Raw genomic sequence first — 19,755 nt, 5'->3', positions numbered from 1 at the left:
GGAGTTTCCCTCCAAAGTCCACAAAAATTGGGGTTTTTGTGTTTGACTATCATGTTGGGGATGAGTCTGCGCACCGCAAAAACGGTCGTACAGGTAAAAAGTCCTTGCTCTGGGGAGCAAAAAAACATTGCACTTCGCAAAGCGCCTTTTCCAGCGTTGCAATTAGCGCCGGAATTGTCTTCTCTCTGGCATTCGCCGGAACTTTTGTGCCAGCTTCCGCTACTTCGGTGAGCGAATCTTCAGCGGAAGCAGAACTCGCCCCGTCGGCTGCTGGAACCGATCCGGCGGCCACTCTTGTTTCAGCGACGCCCACGAGCCCTGCACCCTCTTCGACTGAGCCTTCCGCTGCCGCGGCTTCTTCCGAAACCCCAGCGCCAAAAGCGAAAGCGTCCAAGCCGCCGGTTGAAACCCAGCCGACGGTAACGCAGTCGCCGAAGGCCGCGCCGGAACCTGAATCCGAGGCGCCGGTTGCTCAAACGCCACGAGCCGAGGCATCGGCAAGCGAAGAGGAAAAAGCCTCCGAGGCACCTTCTAGCGCTCCAGCGTCGAAAAGCGCGACAGCATCTGCGCAAGCCCCGGCAATTGCTGAGCCATCGCCTACGGAAATTGCCAAGAAGCCATCGGAATCGCCGTCACCGACGCCGACACCGACGGCCTCGCCCAGCGAGGCTGACAACAAACTGCTCGCACCGATGGCATTAGGGGACGTCTGCAGTGCCGCCCAGGCATCAACTCAGATTCTTGGGGGATTTGAGCTTGATGGCAACCTGTGCGCCAACGACGCGGCCCTGGACGATTGGACCACCGTTTTGACGCAACCATCGGGCAACGATGGTTTCGACGACAGTACACAGTTCACCCGTGGTGCCAGCGAAAGAAGCTGGCCGTGGGTTGCGAACCAAGTCAACGGTACGGGCCAAGCCTCCGGCCAGGCAGATATAGGCCGCAACTACGCCTATTCGACAACCAGTGATGGCCATGTCTTCGCCTTCTTGGGATTCGAGCGAGGGACAAGCACCGGCACCATCCGCTACATCGTTGAGCTCAACGCCGAGAAGAACGACCCCGCGGTGATTCCCACGCCGATTCGCAGCGACGGTGACCTTCGCCTGAGCATCGAGCAGGATGGCAATAATAATCTCATCCTCACCGGTGCCTACATGTGGAACGCGAGCACGGAAACGTGGGTGCAGCAGCAAACCCTGAGCGGTTTCGTCGGTGCGACGAATACCCAGCCCATCACCGGCTTCGACGGAACCAGCACCATCCCGGTACGCGGCTTCGCGGAAATCGGCGTGGACCTGACTGCCCTGTTTGGAGAAGCTACCTGTACCGGCAATTACGGAACGCTGAATCTGCGTTCCTCCTCCTCGATTCCGGAAACATCCAACTTGGGTGACTGGATCGCCCCGATTTCCCTTGCCGTGCCGAGCACCTGCTCCAGCGTGCAGGTCGAAAAGAACTGGGTCATCGATGGCGAGGAATACGAAAACGGCCAGCAGCCCGACGGCATCGCGGCCACGCTGGAACTGACCGGCCAAACCTCGCCGCAGTTCGGTACCGGCTACGCCAAGTACAGCAATGGCACCGACTACGAGGCCAATGATGAAATCACCATCGGCGAGTCGGTGGCCCAGCTGCCCGCAGGGTGCACCAATGCCCCCTCGGGGGATCTGGGTGACCATGTATTGCAACCTGGACTGAACTCCTACACGGTGACCAACACCGTCACCTGCACCACCCTGACCTTGGAAAAGGAAGTCATCGGCGAGGCGGCGGCCACGGAATGGACGCTGTCAGCTGATGGCAGCTCAACGGATCTGTCCGGAGTGACCGGCAGCGAAGGCGTCACCAATGTGCCGGTAGCTGCCGGCCAATACGCCATCTCCGAGACCGGCCCGGAAAACTACCAGCTGACGGACCTGGCTTGCGAGGGCGCGGTGGTTGGCGATGGCAACACCATCACCATCACTGCCGGCAGCAAGGCCACGTGCGTGCTCACCAACACCCAGGAAATTGACCTGACGGTCACCAAGACCTGGGTGGTCAACGGCACCGAGTACCCTCACGGCGAGCAGCCGGCAGGAGACGCGGAGCTGAGCATTGATGGCCAAGCAGCTGAATTCGGGGCAACCAGTTCCGGGCATCTGATCGGGGACGAGGTGGCCATCGAGGAAACCCTCACCGGCACGCTCGCCGAGCTGTGCCAGGTGACCAGCTCGACCATTGACGGTGTCGAAGGGCTATCCGCCACGCACACCATGGCCGGGACTCCCTCGCCCAATGTGGTGGCCATCGTGAACACCGTGGAATGCGAACAGCTTTTGACGCTGGTCAAGGTGGTGGACAACGAGGACTTCAACGGAACCTCGACCACCGATGACTGGACGCTGAGCGCTTCGGGCACCGCGGGGAGCATCGAAGGAAAGACCGGAGAAACGGCCGTCACCGAAGCATCGGTGGGCGTGGGAACCTACCAATTGGCCGAGGAAGGCACCGCCGCAGGCTATGAACCAGGCACCTGGAGCTGCGTCGGCACCGGAAGCGGCGAAGGCGCGGCGATCACGCTGGAGCTTGGCCAGGAGGCCACCTGCACCATCGTGAACGCGGCCCTTCCCGGATCGGCCAGCTGGACCAAGACCACCGTTGACGGCGACCTGCTTGCAGGTGCCGAATGGACCCTGACCGGACCACTGGGCGAGGCATCGGAAGCCATCGCGGTCACCGACTGCATGGCCGAAGGCTGCACCGGACCGGATATGGATCCAGCCAAGGGCAAATTCGCCTTGGCAAACCTGAAGTGGGGCAGCTATACGCTTCAGGAAACCACCGCTCCTCCGGGCTACGTCAAGGACGAGCAGGTCCATGAGTTCGACGTCACCGGCGACGCACTGCGGATCGAGCTTGCTGCCATTACCAATGAGCAGCAGGACGGTCCCGTGCTTCCACTGACCGGTGGCATCGGCCGAGATCAGATTTATCTGATTGGCGGCGCAATCCTGGTACTGGGGCTGGGCATCTGGGGTGCACAGGCCTTCCGTATCCGTCATAGCCGCAACCTCGGCTAGATTCAACCAATTCACCAACCACGCTGAACTTGGGTAGGCGTAAAAATCACTCGCACAAAAGGAGTAATCGTGTTCACGCAACGCAGACTCGGCAAGCTGATTGCCGGAGCAAGTGCCATGGCCCTTGCTGGGATGGGGCTATTTGGGGTAGCCGCCGCATCCGCTGACGAACTTTCGGATATTACGCCGGGTACCCCCGGCAGCATCTCGGTCCACAAGTCTTCAGCGGACCCTGTTGAAGGCCTCAACAACGGCTCACTGCTGACTCCGGATCCCGGCGCGGGCTTGGGCCTGGACGGCGTTGAATTCACCTTGCAGCAGGTGCTGTTCGACGGCGCTCCAATCGACTTGAGCGTGGCCGACGGCTGGGAACTGGCAGAAGCCCTGGCACCAGAATCCGCCGGCGGCGCATTGCCAACAGGCTACACCCTGGCCGCCGGTGTCCCGCAGGTAACCGAGGGAGGTGTCGCTACCTTCAGCGGTTTGGACTTGGGACTGTACCTGGTCACCGAAACCGATTCGGGCAACAACCTGATCGATGCCGCAGCCGCACCGTTCTACGTGAGCATTCCTTATCCGAATGCCGACGGCACCTGGAACTACGACGTGCATGTCTATCCGAAGAACACGCTGAACACCATCGAGCAAACCAAGACCGTGGATGATAGCGCCAAGGTCCTGGGCCAGGAGGTCACCTGGACACTGGTCACCGATGTCCCTGACTCGGATCTTCCCTACAAGTCCTACACCCTGACCGATAGCCTCTCGGCGAACCTCGATTTCATCTCCTGGGAGTCGGTATCGATAGGCACCGGGGAACTTGTTCCTACTGACGACTACACCATCTCGGCCGACAATGCGGTGATCACCTTCACCGGGGCGGGCCTCGCCAAACTCGATGCGGCTGGAGCGACTACCGTGACGACCGTCTTGAAAACCAAGGTCAACTCCATCCCTGAAGGCGGAGTCATCGAGAACACCGCGACCGTGAACATCAATGGCACGGAAGCTGATGGCACCACCAACACCAACCTGGGCACTTTGCAGCTGGAAAAGAAGGCTGAAGGCGAGAACGGCGTCCTGCTGGACGGCGCGGAATTCGAGCTCTATGGAACTGCACCTGATGCCGAGGGCGAACCCACCAGTTCGCCTCTGGCTACCGGAACCACGGTAGACGGGGTCGTCAAGTGGGAACTGCACCTGGGCATCGAGGATGACATGGAATCGAGCTACTGGGTCAAGGAAACCAAGGCGCCAGCCGGATATGTGCTTCCAGCTGATCCGTGGTCCGGCGAACTGGTTGTCACCAACGGCCAGATCCTGATCGAGACCATCACCAACCACAAGCCGACCGGTCCTGATCTGCCGCTCACCGGCGCCTCGGGCACCGTGCTGTTCACCATTGCAGGTCTTGGCCTGATGGCCGCCGCCGGTGGTGCGGTACTGGTGAAGCGCCGCCGCTCGCGCACCCAGGGCTAACCCGCGTACTGCTTGATGCAGCACCAGGGTAGCCAGTAGATGGTGGGAGAACTAAGCATTGCTTGGGACTCCCACCATTTTCTTTCTGAACTTCCTGATTCCCAAGACTTCATAGGCAGAAATCATGAGCTCAACACCCAGTTCCACGCTTTCCCCTCCCCCGCAGCACAGGAACCGCTGGCGCGTCCCGGTGTCCACGCTGGTGATCGCCGTCGTCTTCCTGGCCGGTACGCTCATGCTGCTGTACCCGCCAGCGGCGAGCTGGTTCTCGCAATACAACCAATCCAAGATCATCAAGGAAATCTCCAGCGACGTGTCCCACGAGGGCAGCTCCACGATTTCCCAGGAGCTGCATCGGGCCCGGGAGTACAACGAGGAACTGGTTGGCGGCGGCTTGCTGGCTCCGGGCAGCAATATCCCTACCAGCAACGGATCGGTGCGGGAAGATACCGAGTACGATTCTCTGCTCAACGTCAACAGCGAGGGGCTCATCGGCCGGCTGCGTGTTCCGTCCGTGGACATCGACCTGCCGATCTACCACGGTACCGATGACCAGACCTTGCTCAAAGGCGTCGGGCACCTGCAGGGCACCGCGCTGCCTGTGGGCGGGCAGTCCATGCATGCGGTGCTGACCGCTCACCGCGGGCTGCCTGAGGCCAACCTGTTCAATGATCTGCCCCAGGTGAAAATCGGCGAGACCTTCAGCATTGAAGTCTTCAATGAGGTACTGACGTACCGGGTGGTTGAAACGCAGACGGTAGAGCCGGATGAAACGAAGGCGCTGACCCCGCAATTCGACAAGGATCTGGCCACCCTGGTCACCTGCACTCCCCTAGGCATCAATACGCATCGCATGCTGGTCACCGGAGAACGCGTGCACCCTACCCCGCGTGCAGATCTGGAAGCCCTCGGCTCCACTCCTGAGATCCCGGGCTTCCCCTGGTGGAGCGTCTGGCTCGGATCAGCACTGCTGCTCCTGGGGACTTGGGTGTTTCTTGCAGGTCGCCCTCGTTCTGGCAGGAACATCGGCGTCTAGTCCTAGTCCGCAGCGGCTGGTTTGCGCCTCGCTTGCTAGCGCGTCGAGCGCAGCGAGAAGAACAGGAAGCTCAAGAACGCGTCGCGTTCACGCAAGGCTTCTGGGATCACGCCTTCGGGCGCATCCTTGATATACGGCGGCTCCCAGACACGCTCCACCGCGAACCCCGCGGAGATCAGCGCCGTCATGGTTTTGTGCAAAGGCCGATGCCAATAGGTCAGTTCGGCCGGCTTTCCCTTGAAAGTCACTTCGTCGGTGTACTGGGTGAGCTGGAAGTAGTCCTGGCCGCGGTGGTTGAAGGGGTAGAGAATCGGGTGGTTCACCGACATGATGAGCCGGCCGCCGGGCTTGAGCACCCGGCGGACTTCCTCCAAGGCGTAGCCCCAGTCCGGCAAGTAGTGGAACACCAAGGAAGCAATGGCATCGTCAAAGCTGTTGTCGGCATACGGGAGCTTCTCCCCCAATGTCGCCACTTTCAGGTCCGCGTCCTCGCCCAGCCGCTGGCGTGCCAGATCCACCATGGCCCGGCTGGTGTCGAAGCCCGAGACGCTCGCGCCACGGCTCATGAGTTGTTCGGACAGAGGACCGGCGCCGCAGCCGATATCCAGGATGTTCCGGCCAGCAACCTCTCCCGCCAGTTCCAAGGTGGCCGGCCGCTCATAGTAGGCGTTCAGCATGCTGAATTCGTTCTCGTCAGCGTAGTCTTGGGCGAAATCGTCGTAGTTGCTTTCCTGTGGCACGGGCGCACTCCTTTGCATGGTTTTGCCCGAGCCTAGCAAAGGCTTCAACTAATCATTGGGAAAACACTCGACTGCTCGGGTAACGCTTTGACGGCAATAGCCGCAATCGATCACAATCGCGTCCAGACATAGTTTCTATTCCCAGTCCAGATTAGAATCAGCACATGGGACCGATCAGTGCCCATGCTCGCTCGACTTTCCATGGGGAGAAATTGAATAAATTAGTTCAGCGTTCACTCGCTGTCATCGCTTCGGGAGCACTTGTATTCTCCGGTGTCTCCGCGGCCTCGGCCGCTCCGTTGCCCACCAGCATTTCATCTGCCAGCATCGTTGCTGCGAAGAAAAAGGCTCCTGCGGTAACCATCAAGAAAATCGGCACGAAAACGGTCAAGGGTTCAGCCAAGGCGACTATCAAGCCTAGCTATTCCAAGGCAAAGAACGTGAAGATCAAGTCGGCGTTGCTGAAGGTGGTCAAGGGCAAGAAGACCGTCGCCAGCAAGAAGAAGTCCGTCAAGCTTGCAGCGGGCACCTACAAGGTCACCACCACGGTCAAGTACCAGTTCAAGGGCAAGACCTCGACCGTGCAGAAGACGCAGACCTTGCTGGTGAAGAAGGCGGCCGCCAAGCGTTCCGTGAAGATGAGCGGCAAGGCGAAGAACTGCCCTGCGGGCTACCCGGTGAAGGGCAACCGCACCGGCAGCCAGAAGGAGTGGAAGTACCACGTCAAGGGACAGCGCTTCTACAACATCACGAAGCCAGAAGAATGCTTCAAGACTGCAGCTGATGCGCGCAAGGCCGGCTACCGGGCTTCGAAGCTCTAAGCCTGCCTGGCTGGTATCCGACCCAGCAGACTAAAAAATCGACCTCGGTTGCTTCCCAAATGGAAAGCAACCGAGGTCGATTTATTGTGTGCAGATTATGCAGGCAGCCGCATGATTAGCGGGCTACCGAACCATCTACGTAGTCATCCGAGGATGCATCCGAGATCCAGGAGAACAGCGAGCGCAGTTCGCGGCCGGTGGTCTCGATTGGGTGGGCTTCGCCCTTGGCGCGCAGTTCCTTGAACTCCGGAGCGCCGGCCTTCTGGTCTTCCATGAAGCGATTGGCGAATGCACCGGACTGGATATCAGCCAGCACAGCCTTCATGTTTTCCTTCACCTCTGGGGTGATCACGCGTGGGCCGGAGACGTAGTCGCCGTACTCAGCGGTGTCGGAGATCGACCAGCGCTGCTTGGCGATGCCGCCTTCCCACATCAGGTCGACGATCAGCTTCAGCTCGTGCAGCACCTCGAAGTAGGCGATTTCCGGCTTGTAGCCAGCTTCGGTCAGGACCTCGAAGCCGTACTGGACCAGCTGGGAGGTGCCACCGCACAGCACAGCCTGCTCGCCGAACAGGTCGGTTTCGGTCTCTTCGGTGAAGGTGGTCTCGATAACGCCGGCACGGGTGCCGCCGATGCCTGCAGCGTAGGACAGTGCCAGTTCCTTGGCGCCGCCGGTGAAGTTCTGCTCCACGGCGATCAGGTCAGGGATGCCGCGGCCGGCTTCGAATTCGCGGCGCACGGTGTGCCCTGGCGCCTTGGGAGCAACCAGTGCAACGTCGACGTTGGCTGGTGGCTGGATGAAGCCGAAGCGGATGTTGAAGCCGTGGCCGAAGAACAATGCGTTGCCCTCTTCGAGGTGCTCGGCGATCGACTCGGTGTAGACCTGGGCCTGGACCTGGTCCGGGGTCAGGATCATGATGACATCTGCCCAAGCCGCTGCCTCGGCAACGGTAGCTACCTTCAGGCCTTCGGCCTCGGCCTTGGCGCGGGACTTGGAGCCCTCAGCCAGGCCGACGATAACCTCGACGCCCGAGTCGCGCAGGCTCAGTGCGTGGGCGTGGCCCTGGGAGCCGTAGCCAATGACAGCTACCTTCTTGCCCTGGATGATCGAGAGGTCTGCGTCGTCTTCGTAGTACAGATCAGCCACTGTAATTCTCCTTATTTGTGCTTCTGGTAAAGAAGTCTTGTGCTTAGGCACTTTTGCTTTCTTCTAAGCTAGGTGCCAAATACCTAAATTTGTAGTTCGTGTCTCTTGAAGTCGTTGTGCGCTTAGGCGGACAGCGTCTTCAGGGCACGGTCGCTCATCGACTTTGTTCCGCGTCCCACGGCCAGCGTTCCGGCCTGGACGATCTCGCGGATGCCGAATGGCTCAAGTACTGCCAGCAGTGCTTCGATCTTCGCCGCATTGCCGGTGGCCTCGACGACCAGCGAGTCCGTGGATACGTCGATCACCGATGCGCGGAACAGCTCCGCGGCCTGGGTGACCTGCAGTCGCGTCGCCGCATCGGCGCGCACCTTGATCATGATGTGGTCGCGCTGCACCGAGGTTTCCGGCAGCAGTTCCACGATCTTGATGACGTTGACCAGCTTGTTCAGCTGCTTGGTGACCTGCTCCAGGGAATCCCCTTCGGCGTCCACCACCACGGTCATGCGGCTGATGCCGGCAATTTCCGTGGGGCCCACGGCCAGCGAGTGAATGTTGAAGGCACGGCGGGCGAAGAGGCTGGCGACGCGGGTGAGCACGCCGGGAACGTCTTCAACCAGTACCGAAAGCGTATGCTTTGCCATGTTCTAGTCCTCCTCTTCCCATTCAGGGGTCATGCCGCGGGCAATCTGGATCTGGTCGTTGCTGACTCCCGATGGCACCATTGGCCACACCATGGAGTCGGCCGAGACCACGAAGTCGATGACTACCGGACGGTCATTGATTTCCAATGCCTTCTGGATGGTCGCATCGATATCCTCGTCGCGTTCGCAGCGCAGGCCCACGCAGCCGTAGGCGTCGGCCAGCTTCACGAAGTCCGGAATCCGGGCGGTTCCGTGGCCGGTGTTCAAATCGGTGTTGGAGTAGCGGCCATCGTAGAACAGCGTCTGCCACTGGCGGACCATGCCCAGCGACGAGTTGTTGATGATGGCAACCTTGATGGGGATCCGGTTGATCACGCAGGTAGCCAGTTCCTGGTTGGTCATCTGGAAGCAGCCATCTCCGTCAATGGCCCAGACCACGCGGTCCGGCTGCGCCACCTTGGCGCCCATGGCGGCAGGAACCGAGTAGCCCATGGTGCCCAGGCCGGCAGAGTTCAGCCACGAGCGCGGGCGCTCGTACTTGACGAACTGCGCTGCCCACATCTGGTGCTGGCCCACGCCTGCCACGTAGACGCCTTCTGGACCGGTCAGCTCGCCGATGCGCCCGATGACGTTCTGCGGAGCCGAGAGCCCGTCGTGGGTTTCGGTGTAGCCGATCGGGTAGGTTTCGCGCAGGCGGTTGAGCAGTCCCCACCAGCCGGCCAGATCCTGCTGGGCTTCGTTCTCGAAGCGCGAGGCGCAGGCCTCGTGCAGCTGCGGGATGATTTCATCCAGCGAGCCGACGATCGGCACATCTGCCACGCGGTTCTTGGAGATTTCCGCAGGATCGATATCGGCGTGGATCACCTTCGCGTTCGGCGCGAAGGTGGAGAGCACTCCGGTGACGCGGTCATCGAAGCGGGCCCCGAGGGTAATGAGCAAATCCGACTGCTGCAGTGCGGTGACTGCAGAGACGGCACCGTGCATGCCTGGCATGCCCACGTGCTGTTCATGCGAGTCCGGGAAGGCACCGCGTGCGGTCAGCGTGGTGACCACCGGCGCGTTGATGAATTCCGCGAATTCCTTGAGCTGCTCATGGGCGTTGGCCTTGATCACGCCACCGCCGACATACAGCACCGGGCGGGTTGCCGAAGCGATGAGCTTGGCGGCTTCGCGCAGCTGCTTGTTGTGTCCGCGGGTGACCACGCGGTAGCCCGGCAGGTCGACCTTTGGCGGCCATGAGAAGGTCATGTCGCTCTGCTGGGCATCCTTGGTGATATCCACCAGCACCGGGCCGGGACGGCCGGTCTGCGCCAGGTAGAACGCGCTGGCCAGCGTGCGCGGAATGTCTTCCGCGTTGGTGACCAGGAAAGCGTGCTTGGTAATCGGCATCGTGATGCCGACAATGTCTGCTTCCTGGAATGCGTCAGAGCCAATGAAAGCGCTATTGACCTGACCGGTGATTGCCACCATTGGCACCGAGTCCATATTGGCATCGGCCAGTGCGGTGACGAGGTTGGTTGCGCCTGGTCCGGAAGTAGCGATGCATACGCCCACTTCCCCGCTCACCATGGCGTAACCCTGTGCGGCATGGCCGGCACCCTGTTCGTGGCGGACCAAGATGTGGTTAATCTTGGTCGAATCCATCAGTGGATCATAGGTGGGAAGGATGGCCCCACCTGGTAATCCGAAGACGTCTTTGACGCCCAGTTCTTCCAGCGAGCGGACGATGGCTTGTGAGCCCGTCATCTGTGTGGGAGCAACGATATTATTCGGACCCTGTACCGGGTTCGAAGCCTCCACGACGGAAGAGACAGCGGCGGCGGCATCCTTGGTTCGATTGATTGACTTCGCAACCGACGCCGGATTGGCGGGTGTTGAGTTGCTCATCGGGATCCTTTCCATATCTATCTCTTCGTTTGCGCATAAAAAACGCCCCGCGGCCGTCACTACTGACGAAAGGGGGCTTGCGCGTTACCGACGTACTGTCCGTGGTGTTGGACAGTGTCTCAGGCTCCGCGCCTGATAACTAGTAGTACATCGGTGTTTGTTTGCATGCCTCTAGTTTTCTCCACCTCACGGCAAAGAGCAACTAGACACCCTGTTTATCTCATTATATGAGATGGATGTCCAAGCCTTGGACGCGACACCGCGAACAAGCCTTGGCTTTTCGCTCCCCAGGCACCAAAAGCGCCTGTCGAAACGGGATTAGCTGGAGACAAGCACCAGCTGCCGGGAATGCGCATCGCTCGCGCTGCGCACCCCTTGCTCCAAGGAAGCCACCTGCCAGGCAGTTGGTTTCGCTTGCAGCGTTGAGCCGGGAAAGGCATGAGTTCCGTCGATGGCCACACGGGCGCATGGCTTGACGACTGAATTAGCATCCTGGCTCATTAATCCCATTCTAGAAGTCAATATGACCAATCAGATAACCCATGACGTGCCGATGACACATTTCGATAAATGTTGCGACTGGTCAAATTGTCCAAAGTTATCGGTAGAGTATTGGTTATGGACAAGCGCCCAGACGAAAATCCAACCCAGCAGGTAAAGGCCCGCCTCCATGAGGCCTTCGACTCGCAGATCCCCAACTTCGCCAGCTACAATCTCGTGGCGGGCACCGGCATCGCCGGCTCCGGAGGGCTCAAGGTCATTGGATATCGGCGCCAACCAGCGGAACTGATTATTGCGCCAGTGAATGCCAGCAGCTTGGAAGCATCCGAGGATGCGATCAACATCAACAATACGAATGTGAACCAGCTCGCCGAGCTCAGCGATGGCGGCTACGAAATCGCGATCTCTTCGGGCCGGGTGTTCCGCTTCAGCATTCCCGAAGCGCCGAGCATCGACTTGCATGTCGATGATGCCATCAGCATTGGTGCCACCATTGACCAGAAATCGGATGCAGAGGACTTCGCTGATTTCATGGACCACTTCATGAACACCATCGAAGGCACCGAGAACTTCGTATAACCAGCAAGAGAATTCGCCATAGCAAAGGCCATCCCGCCAGCTAGCTCCATTGGAAGCTATGCGGCGAGATGGCCTTTTCGCTTACAAAGCCCCGGGATGATTCCCGCGGTAGTCGGAGGCGAGCAGCTGCCCTTCGACGGTGAGGATCTCAACCCGGTCCAACTCGATTGATTCGTAGCCGACGGAGGTCATGACCCGTTCGGCATAGCCGGCAGCACTGCCCTCCGCGATCCAATCACTGCCCTCCACCACAATGGCGAGCACGCCCTGGACCGGAGAGAGCCACCCCACGGTGGCGTACTGGATGGAATCCTCGGCGAATGAATGGAAGCCTGCTGCGCCCTGGCCATTGAGGTACTGGAAGATCTTCTGATCCGCCCATTCCTGGCGCCCTTCGACTTCCTGGAGGTTGTCGGCATACTTCGGCAAGGCCGCGATCAGCGGGCTCACGCCAGGAGTTTGCGCGGATGCTTCGAACTGGAGCGGGGCACAGCTGGCCAGGGACGAAGCCAGCACCAGGCCGCCGGCGACCACACTGGCCCTGCGCAAGGCATGGATGGCCGCGCCGTGCCGCTGGATACCGGAAGAAATTACTTGAAGCACCATGCAATTGAGCATAGCCAATGACCCGGACAATTCCACAGGAATCATCCAGCACGGGATTCCACGCGGCGGACCCGGAATCAGCCCTGCTTGGCCTGGTACAGGGACATCCCTGCAGCCTGCATCACCAGCCACGGGCTGAAGGCCCACGGGGTGGCGCGCAGGGCTTCACCGAGTTGTGCCGGATCCACCCAGCAGTAGTCCATGACTTCGTCCGGGTTCGCAGAGATCTCGCTGTCGATTATCGCGGTGAAGACCGGGCAGATTTCGTTCTCCACAATGCCCGAGGCATCCACGGCGCGATAGCGGAAGTCCGGCAGCGCCGATTCGATGCGGCTGACCTTGAAGCCGAGCTCATGGGCCGCGTGGCGCGTAATGGCTTCTTCGAAGCTCTCGCCGGGCTGGGGATGCCCGCAGAAGGAGTTCGTCCAGACCCCTGGCCAGGTCACCTTGGACAGGGCGCGACGCGTCACCAGCACCTGGCCGGCTTGATTCTGCACATGGCAGGAGAATGCCTGGTGCAGCACGGTATCCGTGGTGTGAACCAATTCTTTCGGGCGCGTGCCAATAGGCTGGCCTTGATCCGAAAGCAAAATGACGTCCATTGAAATCCTTGAATCCCATCCGGGTCTAGTAGGTGAAAAGTGCCGAAAAGATCAGGAGCATGGTCAGCAGGAAACCGCACAGGTAGTTGATCCACAGGAATCTCTTCCATCCTCGATTAACCGTACCCGAGCTTGCATCGCTGATTCCAAGATGGGGTAGGACGTTGAGCACATAGGCCAGGGCCAGCACCGCCGCCCAGCGGCCAAGGCCCGAAAGGCCCACCGCCACGAGCGCTCCGGCCAGCAGGTAGGCGGCCAAGACCAGGTAGATGGTCGTGCGGGCCGACAAGGCGGTGGCGATCGAGGACAGCCCGCCTTGGCGATCGGGAACAATATCCTGGATGGCGCCCAGGGCATGGCTGGCCATCCCCCAGAGCAGGAATGCGCAGAAGACCAGCCACTGCTCGGCCTGCACGCTGGCGCCAGCCAGCACCCACCCGTAGACCGCCGGGGAGACGAAGTGCACCGCGCTGGTCAGCGAGTCCAGCCCGGGCCTTTCCTTGAAGCGCAGCCGCGGTGCGGAGTAGGCCAGCACCGCAAGGATGGACACGGCCAGAACGAGGTTGGCTGCGCCGTCCCCGGCCGCCGCGAGCACCGCGAGGAACGGCGCGGCGCACAGGACGCAGGCGATGAGCAGAGCCTTATGGCTCTGCTTGGACAGCAGCGCCCCCTCGATTCCTCCCTTGCGCGGATTGCGCAGGTCCGACTCGTAGTCGAAGACGTCGTTCACGCCATACATCAGCAGGTTATAGGGGAAGAGGAAGAACACCGTGCCCAGGACCAGGCGCCAATCGATCCCGCCGCCGGCCAGCAGATAGGCGGCGGCAAACGGGTAGGCGGTATTCACCCAGGAGATGGGGCGTGAGCTCGCTACGATTCCGCGGATCATGAAGCGTCCTTTCTGTGGCTGCGGGCACCGAGCAGCCACCACAGCCCGGGAACCAGGAAGACCGCGCAGGCGGCGTAGAAGAAGTCTTCAATCGGGGCCAGGCCCAGATGCACCCCGGACAGCGTCCCGCTGCCGTAGCCGAACAGCCCGGCGTAGATCATCAGGTTGTCGAAGATCGCGGTGAGCAGGAGCATCAGGGCCATGGCGGCGCCCAGCGGCTTGGCTACCGAGCGCAGGCGCTGCTTGCTGGCGGCCAGCCCGGCGGCAAAGACGGCCACGGCTGCCAGAAGAAAGCAGAGGCTCAATTCAAGGAACATGGTTCTCCCCCAACGTGCGCTTGGATGCTTTCGGGTTTCGGTTGCGCAGCATGCCGGCCAGCACCGGCAGCCCGGTGAAGGCAATCATGGCGCAATAGCACAGGAAGACCAGGAAGAAGACTTCTTCCAAGGGGAACTGCTCGCCCACCATGATTCCGGTCATGAGCTCCGATTCCTTATGCAGGAAGATGCCCTGCCTGATGGCCAGCACATCCCAGAGCACGAAGAATCCGGTGCCCAGCCCCAGGGCCAGGATCCCGCGCACCGGGTGGCGGAAGATGAAGAGCTTTCCCTTCGCGTCCAGCAGCCCCATGCAGACCAGCAGTGCCAGCAAGATGCCCAGGTAGATCATGCTCCGGCCTCCTGCCGCACCGTGGCCGCGAAGTTTTCGTCCATGGGCCCCGCGGATTTGATCCCGAGCACCGCTTTGGCAGCCAGTTCCCCGCTGATCAGGCACATCGGCACGCCGATTCCAGGGCGCACGGTGCTGCCGGCATAATGCAGCCCGCCCACCTTGGCGCTGCGGTTGCCCGGACGCAGCATGGCGCTTTGCCCCAGGGTATGGGCCAGGCCCAGCGCACCGCCTTTGAAGGCGCCGTACTGCTGGACGAAGTCCCCCGGGCCGATGCTCTGGCGCACCACGATCCGCTCGCGAAGATCCGTGATGCCAGCCCATGCGGCCAGCTGGTCGATGGCCGCGTCGGCCACCGCTTCCACCGCGGCATCTCCTGCACCATCGGCTGCGCCAATCCCCCATTCGGGCATGGCCGGAGCCGGAACCAGGATGAACAGGTTCTCGCAACCCTCCGGGGCCACCGAGGGGTCGGTGGCACTGGGCTTGCAGACATAGATGCTGGTTTCCGCCTCCAGCATCCGCCCTTGGCGAATCCTCGAGAAATTCTCTTTCCAGTCGGTGGTGAACAGCAAGTTGTGGTGCTCCAGCTGCGGCAGCTTGCCGCTGATGCCCAGGCAGAGCAGCACCGCGCTGGGGCCGGGGTCCTTGCGCTGGAAGCTCTTGGCGGTATGGGTCTGCAGCGCTTCGGGCAGCAGTTGGCCTTCCAGGTGGCGCACATCGGCGGCTGCGATCACCTGGGTCGCCGGGGTGAGCTGCTGCCTGCCGTGCGCGTCGATCCAGCGCACCGCGCTGACCCGGGGATTTTTTCCTGCGCTGGTTTCAATGGCCGTTGCGGTGGCTGAGAGATGGATGTCCGCTCCGTGTTTCCGGGCCAGTTCAGCCATGGCATCGGCCACCGCAGCGAAGCCTCCCATCGGGTATTTCACCCCGTCGGTGAGGTCCAGGTGGCTCATCAGCTGGTAGAGCGCAGGGGTGCGGCTCGGGCTGGAGCCCAGGAACACCGCCGGGTATCCGAGCAGCTGGCGGATCTCATTGCTGGAAAAGCGCCGGGCCACATGGCTTTCCAAGCTGGAGGCCAGCAGCTGGGCCAGTTGCGGGGTCCGGCGCAGGATCCGCGGGTGCAGCAGGGAGGTGAGCGAATTGAAATCGTCATAGAGGAAATGCTCCAAGGCCAATTCATAGCCTTCCTTCGCGGTGCGCAGGTACCGCCCCAAGGCTGGGCCGCTGCCCGGTTCCAGGGCTTCAAAGAGTCCGCTGGCCGCGGCGCCGGTTCCGACATCCACCGGTTCTTCGCGGCCCTGGAAGAAGGTGCGGTAGCCGGTGGCCAATTCGCGCAACTCCAGCTGTTCGCTGGCACTGGTGCCCATGAGCTTGAACCAGTGCTCGAAGACCTCGGGCATCAGGTACCAGGAGGGGCCGGTGTCGAAGCGGAAACCGTCGCGCTCCAGGCGCCCTGAGCGTCCGCCTGGATGCGGCTGCTGCTCGATCAAGGTGACCTTGCAGCCTCGGGCGGCGAGCAACCCGGCGCTGGCCAGGCCGGAGAATCCGCCCCCGATGACTACGACTTCTCTTTGTGCGTGGTTCATCTGCTTGCTACTTCCATTCTTGGCTTGCGGCCGGTGGTGCCCCGGGTGCCCAGCAGCACGCGGGCGGCGATCAGCGCCTTGCGCGGGGCGGAGACCGAGATGCGGGTGCGCAGCAGCTGGGAGGCCGGGGCCTTGTCCAGCTGGGAGTTCAGTTCGCGGAACAGGTCATGGGCCAGGCGCACCGCCCGGGCAGCTGACGGGGCCAGGTAGGGCAGGCCGGCACGGGCCTGGGCCAGATCCTGCTCGATCTGTGCAACCAGCAGCGCCTTGCTTGGCTCATCGAATCCTGCCGGGTCCAGGCCGGGAAAGTAGCTGCGTCCCAAATCTTCGCTGTCTTCTGCCAGGTCGCGCAGGAAGTTGACCTTCTGGAAGGCCGCGCCCAGGCTGCGGGCGGCGTGCTTGGCGCACTGCGCCTCGGCAGGCGTCAATTGTGGCGCGGCGGGCATCGCCTGGAAGACCTGCAGGCACATCAGCCCGATGACTTCGGCCGAGCCATAGATGTAGTCCTGCAAGCTGCGCGCATCATGCTGCCCGGTGCCCAGGTCCGCGCGCATGGAGGCGAAGAACGGGGCGGTGAGCTCGGCGTGGATGCCGGTGGCCCGGGCGGAAATGGTGAAAGCGTGGACCACCATATTGGTGCTGTACCCGCGTTCCATGGCGCGCAGGGTTTCTGCTTCCAGCTCGTCCAGGCACGCGGCGATGGCCTGGTTGTCCAGGCCGGCCTGGCAGGCCACCCCGTCCACGATTTCATCGGCCAGGCGCACCAGCGCGTAGATATTGGCGATGTGCCTGGCGCTGGCGGCATCGAGCAGCCTGCAGGCCAGCGAGAACGAGGTGGAGTATTCGCCCAGCACCACTCTGGCGCTGCGCTGGGCGGTGCGCGAATAGTGCTCCAAGGCAGCGGTGCCTGCGGTGCTGTGTGGGGAATTGTCAGGTTTCATGGCGTTCAGCTGCTTCGATCCAGGATCAGGCCGGTGCATTCGCGCAGCAGCGTCCGGGCTTCTTCGGGCAGATCCAGGAAGGCCGCGGAGCCGGTGGCCCGCGAGCACAGCTGCTGGGCCAGCTGCCGGGCGAAGCGCTCGGCCCCCTGCGCGGCCAATTCCTGGCGGATCCGGCCGGCATCCACTGTTCCTTCGCGGAATCCGCCCAGCAGCTTGGCGAATTCGGGTTGCTCGCTGGCCAGGGCCAGCAAGATGGTGCTCTTGAATTCGCGCAAGTCCGATTCCACCGGCTTGCCGGTGCGTGCCGGGTCCCCGAAGGTGCCCAGCACATCATCGATGATCTGGTAGGCCACCCCGAGCTGGCAGCCCACCGCGCCGATGGCCTCGGCCTGTCCGGGGTGCGCCCCGGCCAGCAGTGCCCCTGCCTGCAGCGGCAGCTGGAAGGAGTAGGCCGCGGTTTTCATCTGCTCCATGCGCAGCACCTGGCTGGTGGTCGCCGGAGCCGGGCCCAGCGAGTAGAGCAGGTCCTCGAGTTCTCCGGCCCCTGCCTGCTCGATGGCTTGGAAGAAGGCCTGCTGCACCCCGGCTTCGCTGTCGCTTCCGGCCGAGGCCCTGGCCGCAAGCTTGATCGCTTCGCTGATCAGCAGGTCCCCGGCGATGATGCCCACGGAATTGCCCGCATGCTCGGCATCGGCCCGGTTCCGGCCGCTGGCGATGGCGTGGTCGCGGTAGAGCGCCGAGATGGTCTTTTCCCCGCGGCGCACGAAGTCGCGGTCCACCACGTCGTCGTGGATCAGCAAGGCGGCGTGCAGCAGCTCGAAGGCGCAGCCCAGGTCGATGGCGCGGGCCTCATTGCGTCCGCCGAAGGCCCGGTAGCCGAGCATTACCAGCCCCGGTCGCATCAGCTTGCCGGTAGCCAGCCGTTCGGAGATCCGGGACCAGAGCAGCGCAGTCTGCGCGGAGTAGGCGGCGCTGCGGCGCTGGGCCTGCGTGGCCAGCAATTCCAGCCGATCGCTGATGGCGCGCCGGGTGGGTGCATCGATGAGCCCGCCTGAGGCTGGCGCGCCAGCCGCTGCGGCCGGCGGGGCCTGGTGTGTGGTGGTGTGCATTCTCATGGTTCCCTACTGAAAGGATGTGGTGGGGTTTGCTTGGTTCTCTTCGCTGGTCGCGGTGTCCCGCGTTGCCAGCTCTCGCCGGGCATCGTCGAGCAGCGCGCCCAGATTCCTGCGGGACGGCTCGTCCAGCTGCGCGTAGAACGTGTGCAGCTTGCGCAGCAGCACCTGCCCTGGCCCGGTGGACACCGGGAAATTGGGTCCCTGTGCCACCAGGGTGCGCCGCCGGTCCGCGGCATGGTGCCTTCTTTCAACCATCCCGCGGGCTTCGAGCCGGTCCAGCACCGAGGTGATTCCTGCCGATGACACTCCCAGTTCGCGGGCCAGTTCCCCGGAGCTGGGCGTTTGCATGGAACGCAGCAGGTTCACCGCACGCAAATCTGTATCGTTCAGGTCGAGGCTGTGGCGCAGGCGCGCTTCGCTCAGTGCATAGGACCGCTGGAGCTTGAGCAGCAATCGAAACACTTCCGAGGCAATCAGCGGACGTGAACAATCCATGATAACTTCTCTCACCTAGTTGATATTTAGCTTTTCTAGATACATCATGGTTTAACTATCTCGTTTTGTCGACTCGAAGCGGGAAAAATTTTCAACCGACATCAGGAGCACACGATGAGCAGTTCCACGGATTCCCCGAATTTTCCCTATCGAGCCCCCGCGTCAGCCACATCCTGGGCACTGCCGGTGTTCACGGCGATTGCCCTGGTCCTGGCCATTGCCGTTTCATTCATCGGAAGCGGGGCCCTGGGCGGAACTCCGGTCCAGCAGGCAGCCGGTGGCTATCTGGGCGCTGACTCGACGCTGCTGGCCCCCGCGGGTCCGGCCTTCTCCATCTGGAGCGTGATCTACGCCGGGCTGGCCGTCTACGGAATTTTCCAGCTCACCCCCGCCGTACGCCGCTCGGCCTGGGCCGCTAAGCTGCGGATTCCCGCGCTGCTTTCGGCATTGCTGAACGCCGCATGGATTACCGTGGTCCAGCTGGGCTGGCTGGGCGCCAGCGTCGCGGTGATCTTCATCCTCGTCGCGTGCCTGGCTTGGATGCTGACCATCATGGTGTCAGGCACCCCGGCCTCGCGCACCGAATACTGGATCATGTGGCTGACCTTCGGCATCTACCTGGGCTGGGTCTGCGTAGCCAGCATCGCCAACACCTCGGCATGGCTGCTCTCCCTGGGCTTTGGCCAGGACGCCTCCTGGGCACCAGGCGCGGCGGTGGCACTGCTGGTAGTCGCAGCCGCCATCGGGATGGGCACCACCGCCTACTCGGGCAGGATCTTCACCGCCTTGGCCATCGCCTGGGGCCTGGGCTGGATCGGCGTGAGCCGGCTGGCCGGAACCAACCAGTCTGAACTGGCCGGGTACGCCGCGCTGGGCTGCGCCGCGCTGCTCCTGCTCGGATCCATGGTGATCGCCTGGCGCAAGCGCGGTGTTCGAACTCTATGAGCCTG

Annotated in this window: 19 protein-coding genes and 1 pseudogene; 6 read left to right on the top strand and 14 right to left on the bottom strand. The window is 62.1% G+C overall.

Going from position 1 to position 19,755, the window contains the following annotated elements:
* Positions 1–227: 227 nt before the first annotated feature.
* The 3 genes from AAZQ98_RS15625 (at position 228) to AAZQ98_RS15615 (ending at position 5,583) form a co-directional block, all read left to right on the top strand.
* Positions 228–3,068 carry a SpaA isopeptide-forming pilin-related protein gene (locus tag AAZQ98_RS15625; RefSeq protein WP_434693557.1) on the top strand — a complete coding sequence of 947 codons (2,841 nt, stop codon included), beginning with the start codon at positions 228–230 and terminating at the stop codon, positions 3,066–3,068.
* Between the two features lie 69 nt (positions 3,069–3,137).
* On the top strand, positions 3,138–4,547 hold the full coding sequence (locus AAZQ98_RS15620) for a SpaH/EbpB family LPXTG-anchored major pilin (RefSeq protein WP_434693554.1): 1,410 nt from the start codon (positions 3,138–3,140) through the stop codon (positions 4,545–4,547).
* 124 nt (positions 4,548–4,671) lie between these two features.
* Positions 4,672–5,583, top strand: coding sequence for a class C sortase (locus AAZQ98_RS15615; protein WP_434693553.1), 912 nt, complete (start codon positions 4,672–4,674; stop codon positions 5,581–5,583).
* Between the two features lie 35 nt (positions 5,584–5,618).
* On the opposite strand, the gene AAZQ98_RS15610 is transcribed toward AAZQ98_RS15615, so the two are convergent.
* The gene (locus AAZQ98_RS15610; RefSeq protein WP_434693551.1) at positions 5,619–6,323 is read right to left on the bottom strand and encodes a class I SAM-dependent methyltransferase; all 705 of its coding nucleotides are present in this window, start codon (positions 6,321–6,323) and stop codon (positions 5,619–5,621) included.
* Positions 6,324–6,487: 164 nt separating this feature from the next.
* Between AAZQ98_RS15610 and AAZQ98_RS15605 the strand changes: the two genes are divergently transcribed.
* On the top strand, positions 6,488–7,144 hold the full coding sequence (locus AAZQ98_RS15605; protein WP_434693549.1) for a sunset domain-containing protein: 657 nt from the start codon (positions 6,488–6,490) through the stop codon (positions 7,142–7,144).
* A gap of 115 nt (positions 7,145–7,259) precedes the next feature.
* Here AAZQ98_RS15605 and ilvC read toward each other — a convergent pair whose 3' ends face one another.
* From ilvC to AAZQ98_RS15585, 4 genes are all read right to left on the bottom strand, one after another.
* Positions 7,260–8,291, bottom strand: coding sequence for a ketol-acid reductoisomerase (gene ilvC / locus AAZQ98_RS15600; protein WP_013348730.1), 1,032 nt, complete (start codon positions 8,289–8,291; stop codon positions 7,260–7,262).
* A 122-nt stretch (positions 8,292–8,413) separates the two neighbouring features.
* Positions 8,414–8,932: an acetolactate synthase small subunit gene (ilvN, locus tag AAZQ98_RS15595; RefSeq protein WP_105658085.1), complete on the bottom strand. Its 519-nt coding sequence runs from the start codon at positions 8,930–8,932 to the stop codon at positions 8,414–8,416.
* 3 nt (positions 8,933–8,935) lie between these two features.
* Positions 8,936–10,819 (bottom strand): acetolactate synthase large subunit, encoded by a 1,884-nt coding sequence (locus AAZQ98_RS15590; RefSeq protein WP_105658084.1) that lies wholly within the window; start codon positions 10,817–10,819, stop codon positions 8,936–8,938.
* 318 nt (positions 10,820–11,137) lie between these two features.
* Entirely contained in the window at positions 11,138–11,320 is a 183-nt protein-coding gene (locus AAZQ98_RS15585; protein WP_434693546.1) for a hypothetical protein, read from the bottom strand.
* Between the two features lie 117 nt (positions 11,321–11,437).
* On the opposite strand from AAZQ98_RS15585, the gene AAZQ98_RS15580 reads away from it, so the two are divergent.
* Entirely contained in the window at positions 11,438–11,899 is a 462-nt protein-coding gene (locus AAZQ98_RS15580; protein ID WP_105658083.1) for a hypothetical protein, read from the top strand.
* 81 nt (positions 11,900–11,980) lie between these two features.
* On the opposite strand, the gene AAZQ98_RS15575 is transcribed toward AAZQ98_RS15580, so the two are convergent.
* From AAZQ98_RS15575 to AAZQ98_RS15535, 9 genes and pseudogenes are all read right to left on the bottom strand, one after another.
* A complete protein-coding gene (locus tag AAZQ98_RS15575) occupies positions 11,981–12,505 on the bottom strand; it encodes a hypothetical protein (RefSeq protein WP_434693545.1) in 525 nt (174 codons plus the stop codon).
* A gap of 77 nt (positions 12,506–12,582) precedes the next feature.
* Complete coding sequence (idi, locus tag AAZQ98_RS15570; protein WP_434693543.1) at positions 12,583–13,107, bottom strand: isopentenyl-diphosphate Delta-isomerase; 525 nt, start codon at positions 13,105–13,107, stop codon at positions 12,583–12,585.
* A 25-nt stretch (positions 13,108–13,132) separates the two neighbouring features.
* Positions 13,133–13,996 carry a prenyltransferase gene (locus AAZQ98_RS15565; RefSeq protein ID WP_434693541.1) on the bottom strand — a complete coding sequence of 288 codons (864 nt, stop codon included), beginning with the start codon at positions 13,994–13,996 and terminating at the stop codon, positions 13,133–13,135.
* Positions 13,993–14,313: a lycopene cyclase domain-containing protein gene (locus AAZQ98_RS15560; RefSeq protein ID WP_434693540.1), complete on the bottom strand. Its 321-nt coding sequence runs from the start codon at positions 14,311–14,313 to the stop codon at positions 13,993–13,995. The genes AAZQ98_RS15565 and AAZQ98_RS15560 overlap by 4 nt, the downstream gene beginning before the upstream one ends.
* Positions 14,303–14,665 (bottom strand): lycopene cyclase domain-containing protein, encoded by a 363-nt coding sequence (locus AAZQ98_RS15555; protein WP_434693538.1) that lies wholly within the window; start codon positions 14,663–14,665, stop codon positions 14,303–14,305. Before AAZQ98_RS15555 ends, AAZQ98_RS15560 begins: the two co-directional genes overlap by 11 nt.
* Positions 14,662–16,299 (bottom strand): annotated as a pseudogene (gene crtI / locus AAZQ98_RS15550) (phytoene desaturase family protein); the annotation flags it as partial. The gene AAZQ98_RS15555 and the pseudogene crtI, both read right to left, overlap by 4 nt.
* Entirely contained in the window at positions 16,251–17,195 is a 945-nt protein-coding gene (locus AAZQ98_RS15545) for a phytoene/squalene synthase family protein (protein WP_434693536.1), read from the bottom strand. The gene AAZQ98_RS15545 and the pseudogene crtI, both read right to left, overlap by 49 nt.
* A 5-nt stretch (positions 17,196–17,200) precedes the next feature.
* A complete protein-coding gene (locus AAZQ98_RS15540) occupies positions 17,201–18,304 on the bottom strand; it encodes a polyprenyl synthetase family protein (protein ID WP_434693534.1) in 1,104 nt (367 codons plus the stop codon).
* 12 nt (positions 18,305–18,316) lie between these two features.
* Positions 18,317–18,805: a MarR family winged helix-turn-helix transcriptional regulator gene (locus AAZQ98_RS15535; RefSeq protein ID WP_434693533.1), complete on the bottom strand. Its 489-nt coding sequence runs from the start codon at positions 18,803–18,805 to the stop codon at positions 18,317–18,319.
* 114 nt (positions 18,806–18,919) lie between these two features.
* Between AAZQ98_RS15535 and AAZQ98_RS15530 the strand changes: the two genes are divergently transcribed.
* Complete coding sequence (locus AAZQ98_RS15530; RefSeq protein WP_434693532.1) at positions 18,920–19,750, top strand: tryptophan-rich sensory protein; 831 nt, start codon at positions 18,920–18,922, stop codon at positions 19,748–19,750.
* Positions 19,751–19,755: the final 5 nt, after the last annotated feature.

Origin of the sequence: Glutamicibacter sp. Je.9.36 (genome assembly GCF_051129975.1) — a bacterium.
GTDB lineage: Bacteria > Actinomycetota > Actinomycetes > Actinomycetales > Micrococcaceae > Glutamicibacter.
Note: the sequence above shows the minus strand (reverse complement) of the source record. Positions and strands in the feature narration are given on the sequence as shown.